The 25,337-nt window shown below is 36.6% G+C and carries 23 protein-coding genes, 2 tRNA genes, 1 pseudogene and 1 riboswitch; of the genes and pseudogenes, 16 read left to right on the forward strand and 10 right to left on the reverse strand.

What is annotated here, in order from left to right:
• Nucleotides 1-129 precede the first annotated feature (129 nt).
• The gene (locus tag ACFQ32_RS09815) at nt 130-651 is read left to right on the forward strand and encodes a zeta toxin family protein (protein WP_046324121.1); all 522 of its coding nucleotides are present in this window, start codon (nt 130-132) and stop codon (nt 649-651) included.
• Nucleotides 652-714: 63 nt separating this feature from the next.
• Here the strand turns inward: ACFQ32_RS09815 and ACFQ32_RS09820 are convergent.
• The 3 genes from ACFQ32_RS09820 to ACFQ32_RS09830 form a co-directional block, all read right to left on the reverse strand.
• Nucleotides 715-790, reverse strand: a tRNA-Lys gene (locus ACFQ32_RS09820).
• Nucleotides 791-874: 84 nt separating this feature from the next.
• Nucleotides 875-1,015, reverse strand: a complete 141-nt coding sequence (locus tag ACFQ32_RS09825) for a hypothetical protein (RefSeq protein WP_167334229.1) — start codon at nt 1,013-1,015, stop codon at nt 875-877.
• A 194-nt stretch (nt 1,016-1,209) separates the two neighbouring features.
• A tRNA-Lys gene (locus tag ACFQ32_RS09830) sits at nt 1,210-1,282 on the reverse strand.
• 140 nt (nt 1,283-1,422) lie between these two features.
• Here ACFQ32_RS09830 and yycF point away from each other — a divergent pair.
• The 9 genes and pseudogenes from yycF (at nt 1,423) to ACFQ32_RS09875 (ending at nt 10,717) form a co-directional block, all read left to right on the forward strand.
• Nucleotides 1,423-2,139, forward strand: coding sequence for a response regulator YycF (gene yycF, locus ACFQ32_RS09835; RefSeq protein ID WP_046324122.1), 717 nt, complete (start codon nt 1,423-1,425; stop codon nt 2,137-2,139).
• 61 nt (nt 2,140-2,200) lie between these two features.
• Complete coding sequence (gene walK / locus ACFQ32_RS09840) at nt 2,201-4,054, forward strand: cell wall metabolism sensor histidine kinase WalK (RefSeq protein ID WP_046324123.1); 1,854 nt, start codon at nt 2,201-2,203, stop codon at nt 4,052-4,054.
• On the forward strand, nt 4,044-5,378 hold the full coding sequence (locus tag ACFQ32_RS09845) for a hypothetical protein (protein WP_046324124.1): 1,335 nt from the start codon (nt 4,044-4,046) through the stop codon (nt 5,376-5,378). Before walK ends, ACFQ32_RS09845 begins: the two co-directional genes overlap by 11 nt.
• A 2-nt stretch (nt 5,379-5,380) precedes the next feature.
• A complete protein-coding gene (locus ACFQ32_RS09850) occupies nt 5,381-6,208 on the forward strand; it encodes a two-component system regulatory protein YycI (protein ID WP_046324125.1) in 828 nt (275 codons plus the stop codon).
• Nucleotides 6,209-6,223: 15 nt separating this feature from the next.
• Nucleotides 6,224-7,021, forward strand: coding sequence for an MBL fold metallo-hydrolase (locus ACFQ32_RS09855; protein WP_046324126.1), 798 nt, complete (start codon nt 6,224-6,226; stop codon nt 7,019-7,021).
• Nucleotides 7,022-7,085: 64 nt separating this feature from the next.
• The gene (locus ACFQ32_RS09860) at nt 7,086-8,294 is read left to right on the forward strand and encodes a S1C family serine protease (RefSeq protein WP_046324127.1); all 1,209 of its coding nucleotides are present in this window, start codon (nt 7,086-7,088) and stop codon (nt 8,292-8,294) included.
• Nucleotides 8,295-8,785: 491 nt separating this feature from the next.
• Entirely contained in the window at nt 8,786-9,265 is a 480-nt protein-coding gene (gene rlmH / locus ACFQ32_RS09865) for a 23S rRNA (pseudouridine(1915)-N(3))-methyltransferase RlmH (protein WP_046324128.1), read from the forward strand.
• A gap of 106 nt (nt 9,266-9,371) precedes the next feature.
• Nucleotides 9,372-10,210: pseudogene (locus ACFQ32_RS09870) on the forward strand (glycoside hydrolase family 32 protein); the annotation flags it as partial.
• Between the two features lie 123 nt (nt 10,211-10,333).
• Nucleotides 10,334-10,717 carry a GH32 C-terminal domain-containing protein gene (locus ACFQ32_RS09875; RefSeq protein ID WP_244885253.1) on the forward strand — a complete coding sequence of 128 codons (384 nt, stop codon included), beginning with the start codon at nt 10,334-10,336 and terminating at the stop codon, nt 10,715-10,717.
• Nucleotides 10,718-10,756: 39 nt separating this feature from the next.
• On the opposite strand, the gene ACFQ32_RS09880 is transcribed toward ACFQ32_RS09875, so the two are convergent.
• Both ACFQ32_RS09880 and ACFQ32_RS09885 read right to left on the reverse strand, forming a co-directional pair.
• On the reverse strand, nt 10,757-11,410 hold the full coding sequence (locus tag ACFQ32_RS09880) for an energy-coupling factor transporter transmembrane component T family protein (RefSeq protein WP_046324129.1): 654 nt from the start codon (nt 11,408-11,410) through the stop codon (nt 10,757-10,759).
• Between the two features lie 9 nt (nt 11,411-11,419).
• Nucleotides 11,420-12,850, reverse strand: coding sequence for an ATP-binding cassette domain-containing protein (locus ACFQ32_RS09885; protein ID WP_167334230.1), 1,431 nt, complete (start codon nt 12,848-12,850; stop codon nt 11,420-11,422).
• Nucleotides 12,819-12,910: riboswitch (TPP riboswitch) on the reverse strand. (Overlaps the previous gene by 32 nt.)
• Nucleotides 12,911-13,073: 163 nt before the next feature.
• On the opposite strand from ACFQ32_RS09885, the gene ACFQ32_RS09890 reads away from it, so the two are divergent.
• A complete protein-coding gene (locus ACFQ32_RS09890; RefSeq protein ID WP_046324130.1) occupies nt 13,074-14,012 on the forward strand; it encodes a helix-turn-helix transcriptional regulator in 939 nt (312 codons plus the stop codon).
• Nucleotides 14,013-14,042: 30 nt separating this feature from the next.
• Here the strand turns inward: ACFQ32_RS09890 and htpX are convergent, their stop codons facing one another.
• From htpX to ACFQ32_RS09905, 3 genes are all read right to left on the reverse strand, one after another.
• Complete coding sequence (gene htpX / locus ACFQ32_RS09895; protein ID WP_046324131.1) at nt 14,043-14,939, reverse strand: zinc metalloprotease HtpX; 897 nt, start codon at nt 14,937-14,939, stop codon at nt 14,043-14,045.
• 16 nt (nt 14,940-14,955) lie between these two features.
• The gene (locus tag ACFQ32_RS09900) at nt 14,956-15,516 is read right to left on the reverse strand and encodes a LemA family protein (protein ID WP_046324132.1); all 561 of its coding nucleotides are present in this window, start codon (nt 15,514-15,516) and stop codon (nt 14,956-14,958) included.
• A 107-nt stretch (nt 15,517-15,623) separates the two neighbouring features.
• Complete coding sequence (locus ACFQ32_RS09905; RefSeq protein ID WP_046324133.1) at nt 15,624-16,724, reverse strand: SLC13 family permease; 1,101 nt, start codon at nt 16,722-16,724, stop codon at nt 15,624-15,626.
• Between the two features lie 188 nt (nt 16,725-16,912).
• Here ACFQ32_RS09905 and ACFQ32_RS09910 point away from each other — a divergent pair, with 188 nt between their 5' ends.
• From ACFQ32_RS09910 to ACFQ32_RS09925, 4 genes are all read left to right on the forward strand, one after another.
• Complete coding sequence (locus ACFQ32_RS09910) at nt 16,913-17,272, forward strand: iron-sulfur cluster biosynthesis family protein (RefSeq protein WP_046324134.1); 360 nt, start codon at nt 16,913-16,915, stop codon at nt 17,270-17,272.
• A gap of 177 nt (nt 17,273-17,449) precedes the next feature.
• On the forward strand, nt 17,450-17,590 hold the full coding sequence (locus ACFQ32_RS09915; RefSeq protein ID WP_109917899.1) for a hypothetical protein: 141 nt from the start codon (nt 17,450-17,452) through the stop codon (nt 17,588-17,590).
• Nucleotides 17,591-17,707: 117 nt separating this feature from the next.
• Nucleotides 17,708-18,625: an HNH endonuclease gene (locus tag ACFQ32_RS09920; protein ID WP_046324135.1), complete on the forward strand. Its 918-nt coding sequence runs from the start codon at nt 17,708-17,710 to the stop codon at nt 18,623-18,625.
• A gap of 47 nt (nt 18,626-18,672) precedes the next feature.
• Nucleotides 18,673-20,631 carry a BspA family leucine-rich repeat surface protein gene (locus ACFQ32_RS09925; protein ID WP_052724609.1) on the forward strand — a complete coding sequence of 653 codons (1,959 nt, stop codon included), beginning with the start codon at nt 18,673-18,675 and terminating at the stop codon, nt 20,629-20,631.
• A gap of 114 nt (nt 20,632-20,745) precedes the next feature.
• On the opposite strand, the gene ACFQ32_RS09930 is transcribed toward ACFQ32_RS09925, so the two are convergent.
• Complete coding sequence (locus ACFQ32_RS09930; RefSeq protein ID WP_046324136.1) at nt 20,746-22,269, reverse strand: SLAP domain-containing protein; 1,524 nt, start codon at nt 22,267-22,269, stop codon at nt 20,746-20,748.
• Between the two features lie 182 nt (nt 22,270-22,451).
• Between ACFQ32_RS09930 and ACFQ32_RS09935 the strand changes: the two genes are divergently transcribed.
• Nucleotides 22,452-24,293, forward strand: a complete 1,842-nt coding sequence (locus ACFQ32_RS09935; protein ID WP_052724610.1) for a BspA family leucine-rich repeat surface protein — start codon at nt 22,452-22,454, stop codon at nt 24,291-24,293.
• Between the two features lie 67 nt (nt 24,294-24,360).
• Here the strand turns inward: ACFQ32_RS09935 and ACFQ32_RS09940 are convergent, their stop codons facing one another.
• The gene (locus ACFQ32_RS09940) at nt 24,361-25,197 is read right to left on the reverse strand and encodes a hypothetical protein (protein WP_046324137.1); all 837 of its coding nucleotides are present in this window, start codon (nt 25,195-25,197) and stop codon (nt 24,361-24,363) included.
• Nucleotides 25,198-25,337: the final 140 nt, after the last annotated feature.

Raw genomic sequence — 25,337 nt, forward strand, 5'->3', positions numbered from 1 at the left:
TTTTTATAATTGATTATTAATTATATCTTACGTGTATTATTCTAATATTAAAATGGCAAAGTGCTAATAATATAGCTTAAATAGCAACGCTAGCTCTAGATATTCTTACATTGAAAGGAAAAAGATTTAATGGCACCAATTTTTATTTTAATCAGAGGAAACTCAGGCAGTGGTAAAACCGTTTTAGCTAATTATTTGCAAAAACAGTTTGGCTACCAAAGATGTTTACTTTTGCATGAAGATGTATTGCGCCTTGATCTTTTACATGTTAAGGAAAAAGTAGCTGCACCAACTGCCAGTCTAATAGACTCACTGGTAATGTGGGGCCGGCAGTATTATCCCATAATTATATTAGAAGGGATATTGCCCAAAAAGATTTATGGCCCAACTCTAACTAAAATAATACATGAATTCGGTGCAGGAGCTTTTGTTTATTATTTAGATATTTCTTTTGCACAAACTATAAAAAACAATAATAAAAAGGGCAATCCTTTTCCACTCGCAACTCTTCAAAAATGGTGGCTTGAAGAGGATACACTTGGCGGAAATGAGCGTAAACTGGCAGAAGGCTCGATCAAGGAATCGGCAGAGGCAATTTTGACAGATATTGCAGATTATAAAATGAAAAAAGGTGACCGGAACGTCACCTAAAATTTAATTAATTAAAAAAGGCAATAAAAAAAGCACCGACTACTTGCAGTGCTATTTTTATTATGGTGGGTGGCCAGGGGCTCGAACCCTGGACCCACGGATTAAGAGTCCGTTGCTCTGCCAACTGAGCTAGCCACCCGCTATCATTTCTGTTGACAGTTAACTATGATAACAATTAATTTGCTTTTTGACAAGGCTTTTGTGTAAAAAAGTATGAAGAATTCTACTTATTAAGTTTATCCTCTAACTGTCGTAAATATAGCTTATTTTTGAAAATACCCATTTTTTGTGATTCTTTGAGTTGATACTTAGTAGCTTTACCATTTCCAACTCTATCAATTACTTTTTTATTTTCTAAGTTCATAAAATTTCCTCAAAAGTAAATCAACACGAATTGACAAACAATAACTATATGGTATAATAGCAACCAAATTTATTTGGTTGCTATTATACCATATAGTAAACAAGAAATTAAATAGGCTTTATATTTAGATTTAATATCATTTTTGACAAACAAAAAAAGACAGCAATCAAGTAATTGCTGTCTTTAATAATCAATGGGTGGCCAGGGGTTCGAACCCTGGACCCACGGATTAAGAGTCCGTTGCTCTGCCAGCTGAGCTAGCCACCCATCAGCGTCATTACAAATAACCAACGGAGACTATTATGCTATTATTTTCGATGAAATGCAAGTTTTTTTATTAAATTTTGATGACTTTTTTGGCTAATAAACTAAAAACCAGTATAATGATAACAAAAGGGGGCTTTTCGATGTCAAAGAAAATTCTCGTTGTTGATGATGAAAAACCGATTTCTGATATTATTAAATTTAATTTGACAAAAGAGGGTTTTGACGTTGACACTGCATATGATGGTGAAGAAGCCATCAAAAAAGTTGACGAATACAATCCTGACTTAATGATTTTAGACTTGATGTTACCCAAAAAAGATGGTTTGGATGTAGCTCGTGAAGTAAGACAAACACACGATATGCCCATAATTATGGTTACGGCTAAAGATACTGAAATTGATAAAGTTTTGGGTCTGGAAATGGGTGCAGATGATTATGTGACTAAGCCTTTTTCTAACCGTGAACTAGTGGCACGGGTGAAGGCTAATTTGCGTCGGCGTAATATTGTTAAAAAAGATGAAAGTGCTGGCGATGATAGTTCAACGAAAAATATTACTATTGGCAATTTGGTAATTATGCCAGATGCCTATATTGTTGAAAAAGAAGGCAAAAAGATTGAGCTGACTCACCGTGAATTTGAGTTGCTCTATTATTTAGCCCAGCATATGGATCAGGTAATGACCAGGGAACATCTTTTACAGACTGTTTGGGGTTATGACTACTTCGGTGATGTCCGGACAGTTGATGTTACTGTGCACCGTTTACGTGAAAAAATTGAAGATAATCCAATTCAGCCGCAGATTTTAGTAACTCGTCGCGGTGTTGGCTATTACGTTAAACAGCCTAATGAAGACTAACAAAGAAAGCCCCGCAGTATTTAGCAAGCGCGGCTTTCTTTTTATTTAATTTTGTAAAACTATGAAAAAATTCAAGAATAAGTTTAAACATTTAACCATTTCGATAAATACTACTTTAGCTATTGTGTTCATGGCGATGATCATCGCTACCATTGAAGTTATTGGTGCCTATTTTACACGTCAATTGGAACAAAACAGTATTGAAAATTTTCAATCATCCATTCAAGTTTTGCCAATAGTTTCTAACCAGTTGTCAACGCAATTACTAAAAGACAATAAGCATACTGACAGTAATTTAAACAGAATTGTCAATGACTACAGCAATGGTATAGGTACGATTAGTGAAATTATTGTTGTAGACAATAAGGATATTATTCGTGCAGTTTCAAACCTAAATGATAAAAACCGGATTGGTCAGCGTGTCAATAATACTTTAGTTAAGCAGGTAACTTCAACTGGCAGACAGGCAACTAAAGTTGTCAATGAAAACGGAGACTATATGGTGCAAGTTACCCCTTTGAACGCAGGTAACGGCTCCGCCAACACTGTTGGTGCGATTTATGTCCGAGCGTCAATGCAAGGGGTTTTTAATGACCTGCGCAATATTTCATTGATGTTTTTGGTCACTTCTATGATTGCCGCAGTAATGGGGGCAATCTTATCTTTAGTAGTCTCCCATGCGATTACTAAGCCCATTGAGGAAATGCAGAGTCAGGCGCTTAATATTGCCGATGGTGATTATTCAAGCCAGGTAAAAATCTATTCCAACGATGAATTAGGGCAGTTAGGTCAGGCTTTTAATACCTTGTCTGTTAGAATTGAGCGCTCTCAAGAAGAATCTGAAAGTGAACAGCGCAGGCTGGACAGCGTTCTGTCTCATATGAGTGATGGTGTTCTTGCAACTGACCGGCATGGTAATGTTAATGTTGTCAACCAAATGGCGCTCAATTTTTTAAACCAAACGGAAGATGAAATCATTAATCAGCCCATCGCTACGGTTTTAGGTTTAAAAGAGTCTTCACAAGATTTAATTGCCAATCAGAAAGGCATAGCAATCACCCTGAGTAAGGGAACAAGGGATGAAGTCATTCTACACGCCAGTTTTTCTCTTATTAAAAGAGTTACGGGCTTTGTTTCTGGTAGTGTCTGTGTTTTGCATGATATTACTGAACAACAGAAAAATGAAAATTCACAAAAGCAGTTTGTTTCTAATGTTTCCCATGAATTACGTACGCCACTTACTAGTTTACACGCGTATATTGAAACGTTAAATGAAGGAGCATGGAAAGATCCCAATGTTGCCCCCAAATTTTTGCAGGTAACGCAAGAAGAAACTGAGCGCATGATTAGAATGATCAGTGAACTTCTCAGCCTGTCAAGAATGGACAGGGGAGTTTCCAAAGTTGATTTAGAGTGGGTTAACTTTAATGATTTTGTAGCTCATATCTTGGATCGCTTCGACATGATTGTTAAAACGGATAAAAAAGAAAATAAAAAGTACACCATTACTCGTGAGTTGGGTACGCAGGCGTTATGGGTAGAAATTGATACTGACAAGTTTGCGCAGGTAATTGATAACATTATGAACAATGCCATTAAATATTCGCCTGATGGTGGCGTGATCACAGTAAAATTGCATTCAGAGCAAAAGCGCATTGTTTTGAGTATTACCGATCAGGGCTTGGGTATACCGCGAGAAGATTTAACTAAAATTTTTGATCGCTTTTACCGCGTTGATAAAGCTCGCTCACGGGCTCAGGGTGGTACAGGATTAGGCTTGGCGATTGCTAAAGAAATAGTGGAAGAACATCACGGTCATATTTGGGCCAACAGCAGTGAAGGAAAGGGCTCTACTTTTTATATTGCACTGCCTTATGAACCAATGAGTGAAGGGGATGATTGGGATGAAGTCTAAATTTAAGCTTGGCGACGCGTTGCTTTTAATAGGAACTTTGGCGGTTTTTGGTCTGTCAATTGTACTCTGGATATTCATTATGACTAATGACCAGTATTTCAATCGTATTAGTCAAACCAGCAGGGTTGCAGAACAAACACGAAGCCACCGCGATCGGATTGTTTCCAATCTATATATTCCTACTAATTCTTATGGCTTTAAAAATGGTCAGTTGTACCGCTTGTATGATGCTAAAAAGAATTTACCTCTGGAATTTGTCAAAGAAATAAAAGGGGTAAAGTACCGTAATATTAAGAAAATTAGCACGGATAAAAAACAATATGAGGAAATGTTGCATAATTCGGAGTGTGTCCAGTTAAGCTTTCCAAAAGAAGTCAGCATTAATTTGTTCACTAAGAAAAACGTTAAAAAAGGCGATCCTAAGTTTCGTCGTATCTTCATCACAAATAGTAATGATTTCCTTTATTTAGGTAATGATAAGACTTATACCATTTACCGCATTAATTTAATTAAGGGTGACTTTAATAAGCTGCGTAGTTATGCCAGTAACGCTCGAGGCAAGATCCCCGTTGAGTTTGTGCGTCTCAAAAATTGCTATGAGGTATTTTTTACCAGACAAGACCACTGGCGCATATACAGCTATCTGACAAATACACAAACCGATTCTTACTTTGTTTCTCGCCTTCTCGGTACGACAAATGTAACTACACGCTCTAATAAAAAAGGCTGGGTTACGTATTCGCTTAACTACTATACTAACTTAAGAGTCCCAAAGGCTAAAACCGACCGGCATGATTTTCACTATACACGTTATGAAAAGCGCAAAGACAAAACGCTGAACGATCAACTGCTGGAAAGTGTCAGTTTTGTTCATAAACTTGGCTTGAGTGAACAAGATTTACGTTATTTTGATACAACGGATGATTCCATTAGCTATGCTAATTATGTTGAAGGGATACCCGTCTTTTGGGATAACAGCAGTCCTCAAGTGATGACATCATTTACTGGAGATGCAGTTAAAGTTGATTTTAACAATACGGATTTACAAATTCCGATACCTTTTGATGGACAAACAAAAACCCTGCCATCAAGTATAACGGTAATGCAAAGATTAGTTAATGCCGGTATGAGAAAAGAAGAAATTCAGCGCATAATAGTGGCTTTTGGTGTAGAAAAGGATAATTCACATGACCACCTGGTTAATCTAGTACCGGGTTATTATGTGAAAGCTTATAATCAATGGAAGAGTTTAGCTGAATGGGAAAAAGTTGATTTTCTGAGTTTAAATAAATATAAACAGGCAATAATGGAAGAAGGGAAATAAAAATGGACCGTAAAAGAATAGAATGGTTATTTTTCATTATTTTCTTGTTAATTGATATTTATTTAGGAATAGAAATTTGGCGTTCTCCTATTAGCTTAAGTGATACCTCCGGTTCCACTGCAACAAGTATCCGGGCCGAGATGCGTGCTGACGGCATTGATATTCCCCTCCATATTTCGCATAAGCAACAATCTGGTTATTACTTAGCTGTTAAGAATCGCGACTATCTTTCTCGTAAAAGCAGCAGTTTAACGCAAGTTACCACCCATTATTCCAAGAGTGATAATTCTTTAACTGGTACACCAAAATCCCTGATTTTGCTTAGTGGGAATCGTAAAAAGAATTTACAACAACTAGAGGATTTTAAAAATGATCCTAAAAATGTTCCTTACGGTAAAGAATTTAAATTCGAACCTAGTATGTCAGGCGATAATACCTATTGTTATGTCCAAAATACTGACTATGGCCGTATTTATGACAGTGATGCCCAGTTAACAATTAATGTGCGTGATAATCAAATTGTTAACTATACTATTTCTTATATGGGGCCTATTAATGCTGTACGTGAACCACAATTAATTATCAGTGCCTGGCATGCTGTCAAAGCAATGTATACTGATAGGGAAATTGTCAACAATTCACGTGTAATGCAGGTTAGCCTGGGTTATTCTAAATTAACCGATGTTCGCGGGAGTACTATTTTATTACCAACTTGGTTAATTCAGGTAGAAAATAAGACTACTAAGAATATTACTGTTAAAAGAGTTAATGCATTTACAGCACAAATCTTGCAGGGCAGCTCATATAATGTTAATGTACAGAAAAATTAGGAAGGAAAGAATGCGGTGCAGGTTTCCGTTTTGGCCAGCGGTTCGACTGGCAATACCAGCTTGATTGAAACTGGGCAGCATAAGATTTTGATGGATGCCGGCTTGTCAGGCAAAAAAATCAAGATGTTGCTAAGTGAAGTTGGCGTTGATATTAAAGATATTGACATGGTTTTTTTAAGCCATGACCATTCAGATCATAGTAAAGGATTGGGGGTTTTGATGCGACGCTACCCTCAAATTGCTGCTTTTGCCAATAGTGGTACCTGGGAATATTTAACTGAAACGCAAAAAATTGGGCAGATACCGGTTGAACAAATTAATGTTATTGAACCGGGGCAAACAAAAACATTTGGTGATTTGGATGTTACTGCATTTGCGACCAGTCACGATGCGGCTCAGCCACAATATTATGTTTTTACAAGCGGCGGTAAACGAATGGCCTTTTTGACTGATACCGGTTATGTTTCCCGTAAGGTAAAAAGTGTAATTGCAGACGCAGATGCTTATCTAATGGAATTTAATTATGACGACATGATGCTACGTAATGGCCCGTATTCCTGGGGCTTAAAACAACGCATATTATCGGATATTGGTCATTTATCAAACGATGATGCAGGGCAGGCTCTGCTGGATGTAGTAACAAGTAAAACAGAACATATTTTTTTGGCACACAGGAGTCAGCACAATAATACGGCAAAGTTAGCTTACAATGCTGCTAAAAAAATAATGGTTGACGGAGATGCTAATTTGCCCAGTGATGTTAAAATTGTTTTGACCGACCCGGTCCAGCCAACTAATTTAGTACAAATTTAAGGAAATTTTTTACCTTTTTTCAAATTTTGTTAGTATAGTAAAAAAGATGTATAAAGGAGACTAAATGATGAATAATCAAAACTCTGGTCGTAACCAACATGGCATTTTGAAGACTGCTATTGTTGGTGTTGTAGCCGGACTTATAGGTGGTGGGGCCTCATATGTGGCCTTAGATCAAATTAATAATGCTAATATGAATAATAATGCACAGACTAGTATTAGTTCCAGCAGTGCTAAAACCTCTAGAAACAGTGCTAAAACCAGCGGGACAATGACGCCAGCTTATAACGACGTTAAAGGTGCTGTGGTTTCAGTTATTAATATGAAAAGGCAGACAAACAGCAGCAATTCCCTTTTCGATTTTTTCGGCGATTACGATAATGATAATAAGGGCAAAGGAAAGCTGCAGACATACAGCGAAGGTTCAGGCGTAATTTACACTAAGTCCGGTAATAAGGGCTATATTGTTACCAACAACCACGTTGTTTCTGGTAGTGATAAAGTTCAGGTTATGCTGTCTAATGGTAAAACAGTTAATGCCCGTATCATTGGTACGGATGCTACAACAGACTTAGCTGTACTTTCAATTGATAGCAGCTATGTTACTCAAACGGCTGAATTTGGCGATTCCAAGAGCTTACAGGCAGGACAAACAGTAATTGCGGTTGGCTCTCCTCTGGGCAGTGAATATGCTTCTACGGTTACGCAAGGGATCATTTCGGCTCCTGCACGTAGCATTACTACTTCATCTGCTAATCAGCAAACAGTTATTCAAACGGATGCAGCAATCAACCCTGGTAACTCAGGTGGTGCATTAGTTAATTCTGCAGGACAGGTTATTGGGATCAACTCAATGAAACTTTCGCAATCAAGCGACGGTACATCAGTTGAAGGAATGGGTTTTGCTATTCCTTCTAATGAAGTAGTGACTATCGTTAATCAATTGGTTAAGAAAGGTAAGATTGTACGTCCACAACTGGGAGTTAAAGTAATTGCTTTACAAGGCATTCCTTCCAGTTACAGAAACCACCTTAACATCAAATCTAATCTTAAAAATGGTATTTATGTAGATTCAGTTACTAAGCACAGTGCGGCTGCTATAGCAGGAGTTAAAGCAGGCGATGTAATTATTAAAGTTGACAACAAAGCTGTTTCAGATGTCGCTTCGTTACACAGCATTTTGTATAATCACAAAGTCGGAGATAACGTCAATTTAACCGTTAATCGTAACGGAAAAGAAATCAATTTGCGAGTAAAATTGCAATCGGACTAAATCAAAAATATTCCAGAATTAAGTAGAAAAATGGCTATACTATGCGGTTTAAAACATAAGTATAGTTTTTTTCTTAATATTGTTATTGGGAAACAAATTAAAGTTCGGAATTAATAGCTGTCAAGTAAAACACAAAGATAAAAATCTTGTTGATAACTGTGGATAACTTTGTGGATTGTGCATAAAATGCGAAAAAGTAGTTAGGACAAATTGTGGAAAACCTGTGAATTGTGTGTAAATAATAGTGAAAATTAATTAGCTCAAACAGTTGTTCAAGGCTTAACAGCAGTATTTGAGAGCAAAAAGTTTGTGAAAATTACCTATAATTAATCTCACTGTGGGTAAATTTAATTTGATAAATTTAAAAAAATAAGCAAAACACAATTTATTCGCTTACTAAAGGTAAAGACCACAAAATGTAGTTTTTAACTTTACACAGTTGTGGAAAAGGTCAGTGGAAACTTTGGGAATTGGGGGATAAAATAGCAGTTATGAATATCAAAATTGTTTGTGTGGGTAAGTTAAAAGAAAAGTATTTTAAGGATGCTATTGTTGAATATCAAAAAAGGCTGAGTAGGTTTGCCAAAGTTCAGGTAATAGAAGTGCCAGATGAAAAAGCTCCTGAAAAATTTAGTGCGGCAGAACAGGAAAATGTTAAAAAAATAGAAGGACAAAGGATCTTGAGCAAAATAAAAGATAAAGAATACGTTTTTGTGACCGCAATTAATGGCAAGCAGCGAACCAGTGAAGAATTTGCGCACGAAATCAAGGATCTTGCAACCTATGGACATTCTGATCTTACTTTTGTTATCGGTGGCAGTTTAGGTACCAGTTCAGAAGTGGATAAAAGAGCGGACGATTTAATGAGCTTTGGTGAAATGACTTTGCCCCACCAGTTAATGCGGGTCGTTTTGATTGAACAAATTTATCGCGGCTTTATGATTAATAGTGGCAGTCCGTATCATAAGTAGATTTGATTATGCGAAAGGCAATAAAAAAACAAAAATGCAAACTCCGGCTAAAATTACTAACAAGCGGTATCGGCTAAATTATCACATAACAACACCTTCTGGATGGATGAATGATCCTAATGGCTTTTCATATTACCAAGGATATTATCATATTTTTTACCAGTACTATCCTTATTCAGCTAAAAGGGGCCCTATGCACTGGGGCCATTATCGCAGTCAAGATTTGGTTCACTGGGAAGAATTGCCAATTGCACTGACCCCGGATAGTCCTGAGGATAAAAATGGCTGTTATTCTGGCAGTGCAATTGAAAAGGATGGTCGCTTGTATCTGATTTATACAGGTAATCATTACTACGATGTCAATGATCATAGTCGCTTTTATCAAACACAAAATGTTGCTTTTAGTGACGATGGCATTCATTTTACAAAATATAGTGGTAATCCTGCGATTGCATTGCCACCGACGGATAACTCACAGCACTTTCGTGACCCTAAAGTATGGCAAGATGGAAATGAATATTATATTGTTGTGGGTGGTCAGGATAAGAAAGGATTAGGCCGTGCAATTACTTATAAGTCGACTGATTTATTGCACTGGGATTATTTGGGACCAATTGCTGTTTCTCAAGGAGCCGATATTGAAGGCTACACCTGGGGGAGTGCCCTGATCTTTTTTCATTGGGCAGAGAGGACGTTTTGGTATGTTCACCTCAAGGAATCGTGGCAAAGGGTAAAGAATATCTTAACTGCTATCAAACGGGATATTTTATCGGCAAAATGGATTATCGCAACAATCAGTTTAAACATGGTGCATTTCAAGAACTTGATCACGGACACGACTTTTACGCTGCCCAAACTATGTTAACGCCTGATAATAGGCGTATTGTTTTTGGCTGGCTCGATATGTGGCACGCTGACTTTCCCGAACAGGCTGACGGCTGGTGTGGGGCATTAACTTTGCCGCGAGAATTAACTTTAAAAAACGACCAGCTATATATGACGCCAATTAATGAGTTAAAACAACTACGGCAAGAAAAAGTAGTTGACGAAAAACAAACGAGTTCTTCAATGCAAGTTAATGTTTCTGATCCGCAGCACTTGGAGTTGCTTTTAACTGCTAAAACTGAAAATTGGTCAGGTAATGAGATTAGCTTCATTTTTAAAAATGAACAGGAAAATCTGGTTACATTATCTTGGAATAAGGAAAATAATGAAGTAATTTTGATCAGAGCGGATAAATCGACAACCGACGCACAACGTTATGGCAAACTGAGACCAAATTCAAAATTAAAAATTCAAGTTTTTATTGATACAAGTTCAATTGAGTTTTTCTTAAATGACGGGGAGCTGGTATTTTCAGAACGCTATTACACAACCAAAAAGCCAGCAATTTTTATTAATGCAGACGAGCCGGTTAATATTAGTGTTGCAGGTTATTCTTTAGCTGAATAAATTAAGGGATAGAAAAAGTGGACAAGCATGTCCACTTTTTTATTTTAACGTCAATAATGCTAGATTTACTAAAACCAAAATTGCAATTGACTGCAGCCAGTCACTTTTTTTAACAGGAACAGCTGCAATGACAGAACGCTTGGCATTTTCGCGGTAACCATGGGATGCCATACCTTGAGCTAAATTTTCTGCAGAATTCAGAGCAACTAAGATAGCTTTAAAGTAAAGAACTGGCGACCAAAAGCTTAAATATACTCCCCGCATCATGCCAGCAGTACGAATTTGCTTAACAGCCTCTTTCATTCGGGGAACGATATTAAGAGCAGCTAAAACTCCATAAGCAAACTTGCTGGGCAAATGAAAATTTTGTTCAAAAGAGCGGGCAAATTCTGTAGCAGTAGTGTCTATTGAAACGCAGTAGATAGTCAAAGTATAAACGTAAATTCGACTAGATAAGCTTAGTGCGTTCTGTAAGTTGGGCTGTGGCGAGAACCAGTATAAAGTCGCAAAAACTGTAAAAGCGGCAATTAAAGGCATTAGTAGAGTTAAAAGCAAATTGCTTAATTTAATGTGTTTGTAAATTAAATAGACCAATGCCAAGAATATGATTAAGAGGTTTGTTAGTAAACTTGATTTCAGTGATATTTCTACAGAAATAATCAGAGCCAAGATAAATTTAAAACTAGGATTCATGATAGTACCTCACTTGTTCGTGTAAGCTAGATGCTGGTCTTTAAAAATAAGGTGAAAGTCACACCAATCAGCTAAATTTCTTAACTCATGACTGATAATTAAAAGCGTTTGCTTCCGTGCTTTCTGACTCTCTCTTAATAAAGACATCACTTTGACAGCGGAGTCTGCATCCAGGCCGTTAAGTGGTTCGTCAATTAACAATACATCCTGATCTGAAATCAACATTAACAAGATTTGCAGTTTCTTTTGTTGCCCACCGGATAATGAATATACGACATGATCAAGCAGTGAATCAAGTTCAAGAGAGGACAACGCAGCAGCTATTTTATCATCAGTAAAATAAGAATTGGTCCGCTTTTTTTTGCTGAGGTTAATTTCATCTGCAACAGAGACATTGATAAACTGGTCAGTTGCATTTTGAAATATTTGGCCTACATGAAGCAAATACTTACGAGTAGGTAATTTATTAATTTCACGGTTGTGGTAGGTGATGCTGCCTGAATAAGGGATCATTTTAGTCAGAGCATTAAAAAGCGAAGTTTTGCCCACACCGTTGGCTCCTGTAATCAGAGTGGTTTTACCAGAGACAATCTTTAACTGTTCCTGCTTTAGAAGTAAACGATTTTGTCTAATCTGAACGTTTTGCAGGGTAAAGCACGACTCCTCAGTCTGCTGCGGTAAGACAAAAGTATAGGAATTAGAATCCGTATTTTTTCGCAACAATTTTTCCTGTTCTGCTTGAGAAAGCTGCACCAGGCGTTTACCCTGAAATTGAAAAAGATTGTCGCAAATTCCTTCATAACCAGCTAGTACATGATCACTTAAAATGATTGTTTTTCCTTGATCGCGCAGATGTGCTAGTTTAGCGATTAAAAACTTGCGGGCAGCGGGATCACAGCTGGCGAAAGGCTCATCAAGTAAAAACAGGTCAACATTCATCGCTATAAGAACAGCCAATGCCACTCTTTGTTGTTCACCACCAGATAATGTGTTAATTTTTTGATCAAGTAAATAATCAATTTGGGTAAACTGAACAGCTTCATTTAACTGCTTTAGATACTGGCCTTTATTAAGGCAGAGGTTTTCCAGTGCAAAAATAATTTCTTCTCGAGGAGTTGCCATAGTAAATTGCTCACTCGCATTTTGAAACATCATAGCAGCCTTTAACCCGCCCAGAGTAACAGTGCCGCTTAATTGTCCCGCAAATTCAGGATATAACTTTGCTATTATTTTCAATAAGGTAGATTTACCACAGCCAGTTGGTCCAACTAACAATGAAAACTGCTTTGTAGGAATATTTAAATTAATGTTTGTTAAAATTTGGTTTTGTTTATCATATGAAAATGTTAGGTTATTTAATTTAATCAATTTAGTTACCAAAAAAATCGTCAGGATAATAGCCTGACGATGTAAAATCTTTCGTTTTCCCTTCGCTGGCATTATCCATAGCAGGTTCTGCGGGTTTAATCTCAGCCTTTACAGGCACCCCGATGTTAAATTTTATTATACAGAAAAGAAAATTAGTTGTCTAGATGCACAAGGAGTTTCCGTTACCCATGTAGCAACAATGATAAAGGTAAAATAACAAAATTATATTAGTAAGATGAAAATTTGCTATATAATAAAACTATATAACTCCAAAATTGTATAAGAGGTGAAAGAAATGGCAGCAGTTAAATTGGAACAATATTTAGCCAGTATCATAGATGCGGCTAGGTCTGATACTAATGAAGTGAAAATAAAACCAGGTAACAGCAACTTTGATTTGTTTATAGCCTTTTTAGAAAATCGTAATACGGGAATTCATCGCTACCAAACAACAGGACTGACTATTCTGTATGAGGCAAAAGGTTCAACTAAAGTGAGAATCAATAGTCAGAATTTTATGCTCAATGATGGTAATATCATCTTTTTACAGAAAAAGAGCAATTATGAAATATTAAAACCTGGTAGTAAAGATATTTTAGTTAAACTCGAATTTGACCCCAATATAGATATTCGGAACTTTTTTGACAATCTAACTGTAATGAATAATTATGAGAAAAAATTGCTTAAAAAAATCAATACTACTTTTGAGCAAAAAAGATTATTAGGGTTAAACGGAACCTTAATGTCAGAATCTGCCCATCTACTTAAAAAGATAATTAATGAATATCTTAATCATGACTTATTTACCCGCAACGCTATCATGGCAGAACTTACTTTGCTTTTCGTTTCTGCTGTCAGAAAGCAAAATTTAACTTCCACTCCAGCAACAAGTCATCAGTTTGCACAGACCGATCTGGAAAAATATATTGATGCCCATTTTACTAACATTACGCTTAATGATGCAGCCAAGCATTTTGGCTTTAATCCTAATTATTTTTCAAGTTTGGTCAAACAAAAAACTGGCAAAAGTTTTGTGGAACATGTCGATGAAAGGCGCATGCTGGAAGCACGAAGTTTACTTGCCCGCCCAGATATTTCCGTCAAAGAGATAATTACCCGTGTTGGTTATAGCGGTAAATCCTTCTTTTATAAGAAGTTCAGTGAATATTATCATGAAACGCCAGTGCAAATGCGTGCAGAGCTATTCAGACAGGCGAATATTAATTTGAAATAAAAAACAACCTTGAACAAGAAGGTTGTTTTTTTACATTTTTTCTAAACGTTTAATTCTGTCTGCTGTTGGCGGATGGCTATCAAACAAATGGGTAAAACTGCGTTTTTTACGCATAGGATCTTCAATATACATTCCAGCGCTACTAGGGTCAGCTTTTTTCATTGGTGCAGAACCGTCAATTTTTTCAAGCGCCGAAATTAGCCCTTGAGGATTGCGCGTTAACTCTACTGAAGAAGCATCAGCAAGGTATTCGCGGTTACGTGACAATGCCATTTGCGCTAAACTGGCACAAATAGGCCCCAAAATTAAGACAAACGCTATAGCTATTACCTTAAAAATGACAACGATAGTGCCACCACTATCATGATCACTATCACGATCATCATCAATCCACCAGATATAGCGGCTGGCGATCCCAGAAAGATAAGAAATGACTCCTACTAGCACTGCCGCAATAGTAGAAACTAAAATATCGTAGTTTCTGATATGAGAAATTTCATGACCCAAAACTCCTTCCAGTTCCTCGCGGTTCATCATATCGAGTAAACCTTGAGTAACTGCAACTGCTGAATGGTTCGGATCCCTTCCCGTAGCAAATGCATTAGGGCTAGCGTCATCAATAATAAATACCCGTGGCATGGGCACACGACCAACTAGTGCCATATCTTGCACAACGTGCCATAACTCTGGATTATCTTGTTCATGAACTTCTTGGGCATGATTGAGGCTCATAACCATGTTGGCCGGATTGGGCAAGACAATTAGCATGTAAATTATACTAAAAATCACTGCAATAACTAAACCTAAAATTGGTCTATCGCTAAAAAGGTAACCCAGTCCCGCACCTACAAGTGCCAAGATAATAACAAACAATCCCATAATACCTACAGTTTTGCGCTTATTGCGGGCAATTTGTTGAAATAACATAAAACTGGCCTAGTATTTAAAACTTAACTTTAGGTACTTCTTTTTCAGATTCACTGGTTTGCAAGTAGTCAACTTTCTTAAAACCGTGAATGTGAGCAACAATATTGGAAGGGAAGGTTAAAAGTTTTTGATCGTATAAAGCAGCAGATGAATTATAAAGCTGCCTTGAATAGGCAATTTTATTTTCAGTATTAGTCAATTCTTCTTGCAATTTTAAGAAGTTTTGATTAGCTTTAAGGTCAGGATAATTTTCTGATAATGCAAAGATGGACTTAAGCGCATCAGAAATTTGGTTAGAAACTTTTAAGGTTTGTGCATGGTCATCGCTGGGAATGTTAGTTAACTGATTACGCAGCTGCACAACGTTTTCCAGTGTTTCTCTTTCGTGTTTAGCATATCCTTTGGTGGTTTCGACTAAATTAGGAATCAAGTCATTACGCCGCTTTAATTGGACGTCAATTTGGCTCCAGGACTCATCGGTGTAAACCTTGGCTTTTTGTAAGCCATTGTATACCGCAATATAGATTGCAATTAATAAAATAATAATAATTACAATTATCCAAGTTAAACTGTTCATAGTCTTCCTCCTTATATATCTCTTAATTATAACTGATTAAGAGACTTTTGAGTATAAAAAAGGAGCTTATACTACCTTTCATTAGCAAAGCTTTACTAAATTGATTATTAAATTAATAAAAGTCCCCAGCCTACAACTGTCAAGACCAGCAAACCTATGAACTGCATTACAGTCCATTTTTTGAAAAATTCTCCTCTGGAGACTGTCGCATTTTGCGTAAAAGTTTTGAGCACCAGCATATTTGCCATTGAACCAATCGGTGAACCAAAGCCACCTATATTGGAACCTAAAAACAATGCTTTAGCGTAAGGGGTAAATTTACCAACTAATATGGTTGCAGGAACATTACTGATAATTTGACTTGAGATGATTGAGGTGAAGTAAGTTGAAGTTTCTGAATTAATCATGGTATGGATAATGCTGACAATCATCGGAATTTGTTGAATATCACTAATGAAAATAAAGAAACAGGTGAAAGTTAATAGCAGAGCGAAATCAACCTTAAGCAAGATTCTAGGATTTATTAATAACGCCAGGATAATTGCAACAATCAGCGGAATTACCACATTAATAACTTTAAATACGCCCAAGAAGAATAGTGCAAACACTGCTGTAGTAATGATTGTTGGTCTTAAGCTGATATTAATCTGTTTAACATCCTGCCGCGGAATTTTTTTGCGGGGGATAAAGTGAAAAATAATCAGCGTAATAACCAGTGCCATTATTAAATAGGGCAAAGACCATGAAAAAAATTGGACAGCGTTAACAGAATATTTACTAACTAAAAAGATGTTATGAGGGTTACCCCAAGGAGTAAAGGCAGCCCCAATGTTTGCACCCATACCGATTAAAGTAACGGGTAAAATCTGGGGTAAATCACATCTCTTAGCAATATTCAAGTATAGGGGAATCAATGTAAGCGCTGTTATGTCATTGCCCAAAAACATCCCCGCGATAATTGCTAAAGCCGTAAATAAAATATTTAGTTTTTGCATATTATCAGCAATACTGGTCAGTTTATACGCGAGCACATCAAGGACGTGTAAGTAGGCGTATATTTGAATAATGATTAGCATCGCGGCGACTGAAAAGATCGTATGTAAGTTAATGTCTTCAAACCGCGGTCTAGCAAAAAAAAGACTGATAATCGTTATTACAAAAGTAATCTGCAGGATTTTATCGCTAAAAACCTTTTTCAAGACGGTCATAAAATGTCCCCTTTCACAAGTTATAATCATCTGTAATCGCTATATACATTTTGACCTTTTTTTCCCTTATTAGCAATAATAATTTTTTAGATTAAGGGATACTTTTACTATAAACATAATTTTTGACACTATAACTTAATATATCCTATACTTGAGAAAATTGCTAAGGATTAGGAGGAAATATTAAAATGAGTAATTCCGAAACAGTTAAAATGAACGTTAAATCAGGTGCTGCTGATAAAATTAAAAAGAGTGTGAAAGAGGGGCAAGTTGTTTTATTATCGTTAAACGACGGCTCTAATAAATACTCTAATATTGCTGGCAGTTGTGCTGCCGGAACCCGTTTTCAATTTGTGGTCTTGGATAAGCAAGATCCAGACTTTTCAATTAAAGTTGAAAATAATGCGGGCTTTGACTTATACACAAGTCCTGCAGAAATGCAATATTTAGGCAATAACTTGGTAGTTGATGAAAAGAATGCAGCAATCAGCTTAGCTGACGACAGTGGCGTGATTGATGCTGCTATGACCGTTAGTGAAAATAATTAGTGTGATAAACTGATAATATTTAATAAATAATATTAGATTTTAAGCGGTTCCAAAGGAACCGTTTTTTGATATTAAAAATCACAGTAAAATGATCTAGTACGAGCAAATCTTGCTTCATTATAGCTTAAGTGGTAAACTATATGAGATTTTCGAAAATCTGAAAGGAAGTATAGTACTATGCGTAAAGGTGAGAATTACAACACTGGTTGTGAACCAAACCAAAGACCTAAGAACAAGAGAAACGGCAAGAAACGTGTTGCGCACGTGGCAGCAGTTGTTGCTTTCTTGAACAAGGCCAAAGCAGACGAAAATAAATAGTTTGTTTTTAAATAAGACTAAAAGGTGGATGACATTACGTCCACCTTTTTTTATTATCTTAAATTGAGTAGAATTGAGTTAAATATTAATGTCTTATTTTAAGGAGAACATTCAAAAGTGAAGTTTCAATGCAGTGCGTGCGGTTTGCGTATCAATGCCAAACATTTTAAACAAGCAGGTTTGGTTAATCCTAAGTTAACCAGTATCTGTGATCTGTGCATTCAAAGAGGAGAAGTGCCGGAGAATTTTGCCAATATTGCAGTGAAAGTCTTTGGGCAATGCCTACTGTTTACTTTTGTCGGAAAAGATGAAGACAATGGCAATACTTCTTTTTTGGTAGCTAAAAATGACCTGCGCAAGCGTTATGAAGCCTTTATTCAGGATTATGACGGCAATGAATTAGCCCAGCAACAACTATCAGCACATGATTTTAATCAAGCGGTAATTGACAGCGAGACAGGTCAAACTGGCTTTATACCCAGTAGCGAATTTACTTTTGCTGAAAACTTAAGGAAATTAGGCTTAAGCGTCGACTTTAAGCTCAATGAAGTGGATTATATTGACCGCGAGCGTATTCGTGCCAAATACCATTATCGCTGCCAATATTGCGGCAGGCGCGGCCGCAGCGTTGATCACAAAGATCCGGTTTCACTGTCACATAATAATGATTTTGACAACCTGATTTTATCCTGCACGGAATGCAATCGTATTAAGTCCAACATGCCCTATAAATTGTTTGTCAGTCTGAATAATGAAATTCCTGAAGTTAACCACAAACTGGTCAAATATGAAAATGCTCTTGCTACATTGAAGGGTGAATTTGAAGAAAGACGCCGAGAATTAGCCGCTAAAATGCATCTTAAGGGTGTGGTTAATGATCCTGAACTTGACCAGATGCGTAAGCAAAACAAAAAATTGCAGGATGCAATTGATAGCTTGGAGAGCGATTATACTGACTTGCGTTCTTTACGCGAGCAGCACTTTATGACTGGCTGGAAGCTGGCGCAAGTAAACGCAAAAGAAGATATTATTTAGTTTTTAAAAGGCTTACAATGAAATTGAGAGCAAAAGGAGGTCAGAAAATGAAGTCAACTAAATTCAAGCAAAATATTTTAACAAAAATAGGCATCAGTATGGCTGCCGCAGTCTTGGGCATGATGAATGGCGTTAATCTGGTGCAGAATGTTTCTGCCAATTCAGTAACACCTGCTGCTAACGGTCAAACTGCAAAAACAACACCGGCTGCAGCCAGCACTAGCAATAATCAGCTAGGTTTTTGGACTGGAACGGATGGCAGCTGCACTTGGCAATATGATGTCCTTACTAATACGCTGACTATTAGTGGTGCTAAAGGAGCACAATTGTCAAGCACACCTTTTATTAAAAAATTTAAATGGGCTGGAAGTATTGAGCATATCGTTTTTGAAAGTCCGTTTAAGTTGTCTGCAAATTCAAAAGAAAAATTTGCTAATTTGAGATATTTGTCTGATATTAAGGGTTTAGAGAACGCTGATACCAGTGAGGTAACCGATATGTCTGGTTTATTTGCTGGTGATGCAAAACTTACTAGCTTAGATATTAGTAAGTTTGATACCGGTAAAGTTACAGATATGAGTAACATGTTCTTTAAATTAGGTATGGATAATGCTACTGCTACAGCAATAGATTTGAGTAAATTGAATACCGCAAATGTAACCACTATGAACAGCATGTTTGCGGCGGCCAATTTTAAAAAGCTGGATTTAAAAAACTTTAATACTAGCAAAGTAACCGATATGGCAAATATGTTTTCCAGTACCAAGGCAGAAACGATTAATGTAGATAGCTTTGATACCAGTAAAGTACAAAATATGAGCGGAATGTTCAATAATTGCCTGATTAAACAGCTCGACTGCTCTGGCTTTAATACCAAAAACGTAACGGACATGAGCAATATGTTTTCTCATAGTATGGACATAACAACTCTAAACTTGAGCAATTTTAATACTAGTAATGTTCAAAATATGAAAGCTATGTTTTTTGGAGATTCCAATTTGACCAGTTTGGATTTGAGTAATTTTGATACTAGTAAAGTAACTAATATGTCAGGTATGTTTTCAAACGATACAGCATTAAAACAACTTAATTTAACGGGCTGGGATACTGCCAATGTTACTGATATGAGCACTATGTTTGCACGATTAAAAAATATGGTTAGCTTGGATATTAAGCACTTTAATACCAGCAAGGTAACTGATATGTTTGGCATGTTTGAGGGTGCTGAAAATTTAATTGATTTTGATATTAGTAATTTTGATACCAGCAAGGTCACTAGCACCAGCTATATGTTTTCTGGTATGAAAAAAATTACCAGCTTAGATTTAAGCCATTTTAATACTAAGTCCAATAAAAATTTGTCTGAAATGTTTAGTGATGATGACAACTTAAAGACGGTTAATTTGAAAGGCTGGAATACCAAACGGGTCAGGAGTATGAGTCGCATGTTTAAAAACGACCCGCAGCTGGTCAATATTAATTTAAGTCATCTTAAAACTAATAGTCTCACTGAAGCTTATGAGATGTTTAAAAATGATCGGAGTCTCAAAACTGTTGATTTACATAATTGGAACACCCGTAAATTAACTGAAGTAAGTGAGATGTTTGCTCAATGTCCTAATCTGACTAAAGTTAATTTACATGGCTGGCACATGCCTAAACTGATTGATGCGACTGATATGTTTATGCAGGACAAGAAATTAGCAGGGGTTGATCTGACTAATTTTAATATTCATAACAGCAGGATTTTAAATCAGGCAGGCAATCCTAAAGGATTTGCTGTGAAGCTGGGCCATTACCGTTTGCGTAAAAGTTCAGGTGTAGGTCAAGGATTTAAGCACATTCAAGCTGTAGGCAAAGGAACAATTAGAAATCCTAAAGGCAAAAAATATACTGCAAAGCAATTATTTAAGCTGTATAATCACTCTGCCAAAAAGAGCCCTAAAGAAACCTATGTCATGTATAACGGTAAAAAACCACAGTTACCAAAATCATTTCATTTTTGATCTTAAGTAAAATAAAAGGATTAGCTCATTGATATGATCCTCGAAATTATCTTAATTTGGGGGTCATATCACATTTTAGAACTAATCCTTTTTTGTTTGTCTTTCTAGTAAGCTTTAGGCGAATTCAGGGAAGTTTAAAGTTTTTATCTGTTTTTTAGTGGTTTTTAACAGCCAGATTGCCTGATCTACTTGTGCCAGCGTCGCTTTGCTCGACCGTAAGACAACAGCAGCATTAGCTAAAGCATAGTCATAGCTCTGCATAAGTCCATCATAATGGACACTCTCGTTAATAGTTTGCTGTCCAGAAACGAAGTCTTTCTGGAGCTTCACTTTATCGCTGTCGGTTGCTACCTTTTGTTTCTGCTCGGTTGCTAACGAAGTGTTTACAGGAGAAAGTTTTATGCCCCAGCTAAATTTCACATCACTTGCTTTGACGAAACTGTTAGCTGCTATTATTTTTTCACTGGTGGTGAGAATGGTTGGCCCATATTTTTTGTCAGTCGCCCGGGCCTTCAATTGTGTGCCATCATTATTGATAAGGGCTTTTCTATCTAAATTGTTACTCAGAAGGTGGTAATACAACTCAGCTTTGTTTGTAGCCCCATTCCAAATATAGAACAAGCCGTCAACATTAAAGTTAGACTGCTTTGCAGTGTTAAAACTAATCCCAACGGGTTTTCCTGTGGCGTCATAAAGCTTAACGTTTGCAGTAGTCTTTGCAGTAACAAAACTATAGGTTAAATCAGAGTAATCGGTCGTTGGTAGGTAATTTCTCAGGTTGATACAGTTTTCATCTATGTATTCATTATGATGATTATGCAGGCGGAAAATATAGCCTTCAAAATCTTCTGCCCAAGGCGTAACGGCTAAGTCAACTTTTATTTTCTGCCCCTTTTTTAAAATATGTTTGGTTTTCATTTCGTTTAAAGTCTGAGTGGCTGTCTTTTTAAGAACGGTGGCAGTTGTAACCCCATTGTAAGTTAAAGGATAACCATCTAAACTTGCAACATTATAGGCTTTGACATAGCGATTTTTACCAATGGCATAATAGTTTTTCCCTTTAATTTTTGTGAGTGGCAGATAGAAAATATGCTCATCGTTATCTGATTTAAAGTATTTACTATAATAGTATTTTGGTCTTGACTTAACTTGTTTAACTTTGCCTTGATATTTAACGATAGCTCGCTTAGGTAAAGTGTGGCCACTCTTGTTACCGGCTTTAGTATAAACAGCTGATTTTTGTAATAAAACTAATTTGCCCTTTTTACTGTTTTTACCGTTAACTTCCTTGACATCTGCGGCATTAATGTAGCAACCTTTACCAATATTATAGAATTTTTGGCCCTTAATTCTTTTAGTGCCGTAGTATTTCATAACATCTGCATTAAAGCTATAGATATACTTATAACCACTGGCATCATCTTGAGCATAAGGCAGATATTTTTTCTTGTTTTTAATTTTATGACCATGTTTATTATAAAGATGGGCACCATAGATTAAAGTAATTTTACCCTTTGCGGTCTTTTTACTGCTTTTAGCAGCCACTACTGTTTGTATTTGATTGCAATTTGCTAAAAGTGGAGTTACGACCAGTGCTAAAATAGCCAGGCTAATTCCAATTCTTTTTGTCAGCTTCATAATTCACCCTCACTATCTCTACTACTTTCTGTTAAATTTATTATAACCTAATATAGGTGCAGCAATACATGTCTTACAGTAAAAGAATAACAGTCTGGCAAAGTTTAACTTAAGTTTTAAATCATTAATAAGTTTTAAGCAAAAAACCCGTATAATTAGGGTAAGAGAAAAGAGGTATCAAGATGAAGCTTCCAAATTTAATCAAGTTTGAAAAAACTGGGATAGGTATTGCAACAATGGCATTAGGTTTAGTCGTAACGGTGCAAACAAACGTAAATGTTGCTGCTGCAACAGAAACTCATGCTGTTGTCCCAATTAGTGCGACAGGTTTGCCATCTGATGCCGGTCTGTGGACTGGCACTGATGGCAGCTGCACATGGAAATACGACGTTATTAGTAGAACTCTGCGGATTAGTGGCGCGCAAAAGAGCAGTCAATTATCCAGCACACCATTTTTAAAGCAGTTTAAATGGTCTGGTAATATTGAGCATATTGTGTTTGAAACACCGATTCAAATGGCTCCGAATTCGGCAGAAAAGTTTGCCGGTCTTGAGTATTTGGAGGATATTACAGGTCTCGACAAAGTTGATACTAGTCAAGTGACAAATATGGCTTTGCTTTTTACTAATGACAAAGCACTAACTAAAGCTGATGTTAGTCACTTTGATACCAGCCAAGTGACTAGCATGGAACGAATGTTTGACAACACAGCCTTAACAGAAGTAGATTTGAGCAGTTTTAATACCAGCAAAGTCACTAATATGAGTGGTATGTTTAGAAACAGTCCGATGCGACGTCTTAATCTGAGTAGTTTTGCTACCAGCCGAGTGACCAATATGGCAGAGATGTTTGCGGATAGCGATGTGGCAGAACTTAATCTGGCTAATTTTGATACTAGTAATGTCACTAACATGGCTGGTATGTTTGCTGGAATAAAAGTTCCTGAACTAAATCTTAAGCACTTTGATACCAGAAAAGTTAATAATATGTCTAGGATGTTTTCCGGTACCCAAAATCTGTCAAGTCTTGATCTGAGTAGTTTTGCTACCAGTCAAGTGACAAATATGGCAGAAATGTTTAGGGGTAGCACTGTTACTCACTTAAATTTGGCTAATTGGGACACCAAAAACGTTACCAGTATGAAAAGTATGTTCCAAGGGTGTTCTGACTTAACTAAGCTTGACTTAAGTGGTTTTGATACCGGTAATGTTACAGATATGGCGAGGATGTTTGCAAAATTCGCTCATTTGGATCAGCTAAATTTCAGTCACTTTGATACGAGTAAAGTTGAAGATATGAGAGAAATGTTCGCAGACAATCCAGCTGTTACTAGTTTAGATTTAAGTAGTTTTGATACCGGCAACGTTACTAATATGATCTCGCTGTTTTCTGGAGACAGCTCTTTGGCTAAACTCAATTTAACGGGCTGGAACACCAAGAACGTACGCTGGATGAATTCAATGTTCAGTGGTGACAGCAGTCTAAAAGACATTGACTTGAGGCACTTCAATACTGCCAAAGTTACTGATATGCTTAGGATGTTTAAAGGTGCAAAAAGTCTTGAGCAGCTTGACCTGCATACTTGGGATACACGCCAAGTTACTAGGGTCAGCGAAATGTTTATGAACTGTGATAATCTTGTTTTTGTTGATTTGCATGGCTGGCGGTTACCAAAAGTGTATGATTCAACGGAAATGTTTACTAATGATCAGAAGCTCGCTGGAGTTGATTTAAGTCATTTTAATATCCATAATAGTCAGGTTTTGAAAAATGCTGGCAATCCCAAAGGCTTTGTTGTCAAGCTTGGGCATTACCGCTTACGTAAGAGTTCAGGAGTAGGTCAAGGATTTAAACATATTCAAGCTGTTGGCAAAGGCACAATTGCCAAGCCTCGGGGCAAGAAGTATACTGAAAAGCAATTGCTAAAACTGTATAACCATTCGGCTAAAAAGAGTCCTAAAGAAACTTATGTTATGTATAATGGCAAAAAGCCCCAGCTGCCTAAAGGGTTCAAGCTTAAATAATATAAAAAAGACTAGTTCGCTTTAACTGCGAATTAGTCTTTTGTTCTATTAGTGAGGACACTGAAGATTATTTTAATTTGCCTTCATCCATAAGAAGATTGTCATGGTCTTCTAGTTTTTTATTATGCTTCTTATAACCCTTATCAGATAAGTCAGCGTTAAACTTGTAGCCTCGTTTCTTCAAAGCTTTAATATCATTTTTTACATCTTTTTTATAAAGTGTAGGATATTTCTTATAATATTTATAATCTTGCAAATAAATCTTATAAATAATAGTGTCAAACCACCCACCATGATCATTTGTAGGTGCTTTTGCTTTCTTTGGCTTTTGTACAGGTTGTGGCTTCAAATCACCCGATGGTTTAGTAGTAGGAACATCTTTCTTAATTTGTCTGTTTAACCACTTAATTTCAGCGTTAAGATATTTCTTGAAAGTCTTGGCATACTTAGTCTTATAATTTTTAAAATGTTTCAAGGTCTTCTTGTATAGGGCTAATTTTTTAGTCTTATTCGTTAACTTCTGCCCCTTCTTGACGTTCTTATTGAAATAATTATTTGCTTTCTGGTGGCGTTTTGACCAGGTCTTCTTAGTCTTGTGGATATTGGTCTTAGGCTCGGGATCATTATCTTGGATAGGTTGGGAAATTGGTTCAGCTACAGGGCAAGATATTTCTGATATTAATACGTGGGTATCTTGGATAGGTTGCGAAATTGGTTCAGCTACAGGAGTTTCAGTTTTATCTGTTGCACTTGTATCTGGATTATTTGTATTAGTGTTGGTATTAGTATTTGTTTGGTTAGTTGCAGCTACATCTGCTAAAACAGCTGAAGTTTGACTAATAACTGGCGCTAAAACGGTAATACCCGCGACAGCTGCAACAATAATATTTTTATGTAATTTCACTTTAATTTACTCCTTTAAATTTGATTTCAATAACCTTTATCGCTAGGCTTGTCACAACTTTTTATCAGTTTATAGCTATTTTTTAATAACTAATAAATCGGCATTAAACTGATAGTCTCGTTTTCGCCAGACTCTACATA

Source organism: Lactobacillus melliventris (genome assembly GCF_042679465.1).
Classification (GTDB): domain Bacteria; phylum Bacillota; class Bacilli; order Lactobacillales; family Lactobacillaceae; genus Lactobacillus; species Lactobacillus melliventris.

What these genes read in the sequence shown, in the direction of transcription:
- ACFQ32_RS09815 (WP_046324121.1), top strand. Translation starts at nt 130, where the DNA reads ATGGCACCAATTTTTATTTTAATCAGAGGAAACTCAGGCAGTGGTAAA.
- ACFQ32_RS09825 (WP_167334229.1), bottom strand. Translation starts at nt 1,015, where the DNA reads ATGAACTTAGAAAATAAAAAAGTAATTGATAGAGTTGGAAATGGTAAA.
- yycF (WP_046324122.1), top strand. Translation starts at nt 1,423, where the DNA reads ATGTCAAAGAAAATTCTCGTTGTTGATGATGAAAAACCGATTTCTGAT.
- walK (WP_046324123.1), top strand. Translation starts at nt 2,201, where the DNA reads ATGAAAAAATTCAAGAATAAGTTTAAACATTTAACCATTTCGATAAAT.
- ACFQ32_RS09845 (WP_046324124.1), top strand. Translation starts at nt 4,044, where the DNA reads ATGAAGTCTAAATTTAAGCTTGGCGACGCGTTGCTTTTAATAGGAACT.
- ACFQ32_RS09850 (WP_046324125.1), top strand. Translation starts at nt 5,381, where the DNA reads ATGGACCGTAAAAGAATAGAATGGTTATTTTTCATTATTTTCTTGTTA.
- ACFQ32_RS09860 (WP_046324127.1), top strand. Translation starts at nt 7,086, where the DNA reads ATGATGAATAATCAAAACTCTGGTCGTAACCAACATGGCATTTTGAAG.
- rlmH (WP_046324128.1), top strand. Translation starts at nt 8,786, where the DNA reads ATGAATATCAAAATTGTTTGTGTGGGTAAGTTAAAAGAAAAGTATTTT.
- ACFQ32_RS09875 (WP_244885253.1), top strand. Translation starts at nt 10,334, where the DNA reads ATGCAAGTTAATGTTTCTGATCCGCAGCACTTGGAGTTGCTTTTAACT.
- ACFQ32_RS09880 (WP_046324129.1), bottom strand. Translation starts at nt 11,410, where the DNA reads ATGAATCCTAGTTTTAAATTTATCTTGGCTCTGATTATTTCTGTAGAA.
- ACFQ32_RS09885 (WP_167334230.1), bottom strand. Translation starts at nt 12,850, where the DNA reads ATGCCAGCGAAGGGAAAACGAAAGATTTTACATCGTCAGGCTATTATC.
- ACFQ32_RS09890 (WP_046324130.1), top strand. Translation starts at nt 13,074, where the DNA reads ATGGCAGCAGTTAAATTGGAACAATATTTAGCCAGTATCATAGATGCG.
- htpX (WP_046324131.1), bottom strand. Translation starts at nt 14,939, where the DNA reads ATGTTATTTCAACAAATTGCCCGCAATAAGCGCAAAACTGTAGGTATT.
- ACFQ32_RS09900 (WP_046324132.1), bottom strand. Translation starts at nt 15,516, where the DNA reads ATGAACAGTTTAACTTGGATAATTGTAATTATTATTATTTTATTAATT.
- ACFQ32_RS09905 (WP_046324133.1), bottom strand. Translation starts at nt 16,724, where the DNA reads ATGACCGTCTTGAAAAAGGTTTTTAGCGATAAAATCCTGCAGATTACT.
- ACFQ32_RS09910 (WP_046324134.1), top strand. Translation starts at nt 16,913, where the DNA reads ATGAGTAATTCCGAAACAGTTAAAATGAACGTTAAATCAGGTGCTGCT.
- ACFQ32_RS09915 (WP_109917899.1), top strand. Translation starts at nt 17,450, where the DNA reads ATGCGTAAAGGTGAGAATTACAACACTGGTTGTGAACCAAACCAAAGA.
- ACFQ32_RS09925 (WP_052724609.1), top strand. Translation starts at nt 18,673, where the DNA reads ATGAAGTCAACTAAATTCAAGCAAAATATTTTAACAAAAATAGGCATC.
- ACFQ32_RS09930 (WP_046324136.1), bottom strand. Translation starts at nt 22,269, where the DNA reads ATGAAGCTGACAAAAAGAATTGGAATTAGCCTGGCTATTTTAGCACTG.
- ACFQ32_RS09935 (WP_052724610.1), top strand. Translation starts at nt 22,452, where the DNA reads ATGAAGCTTCCAAATTTAATCAAGTTTGAAAAAACTGGGATAGGTATT.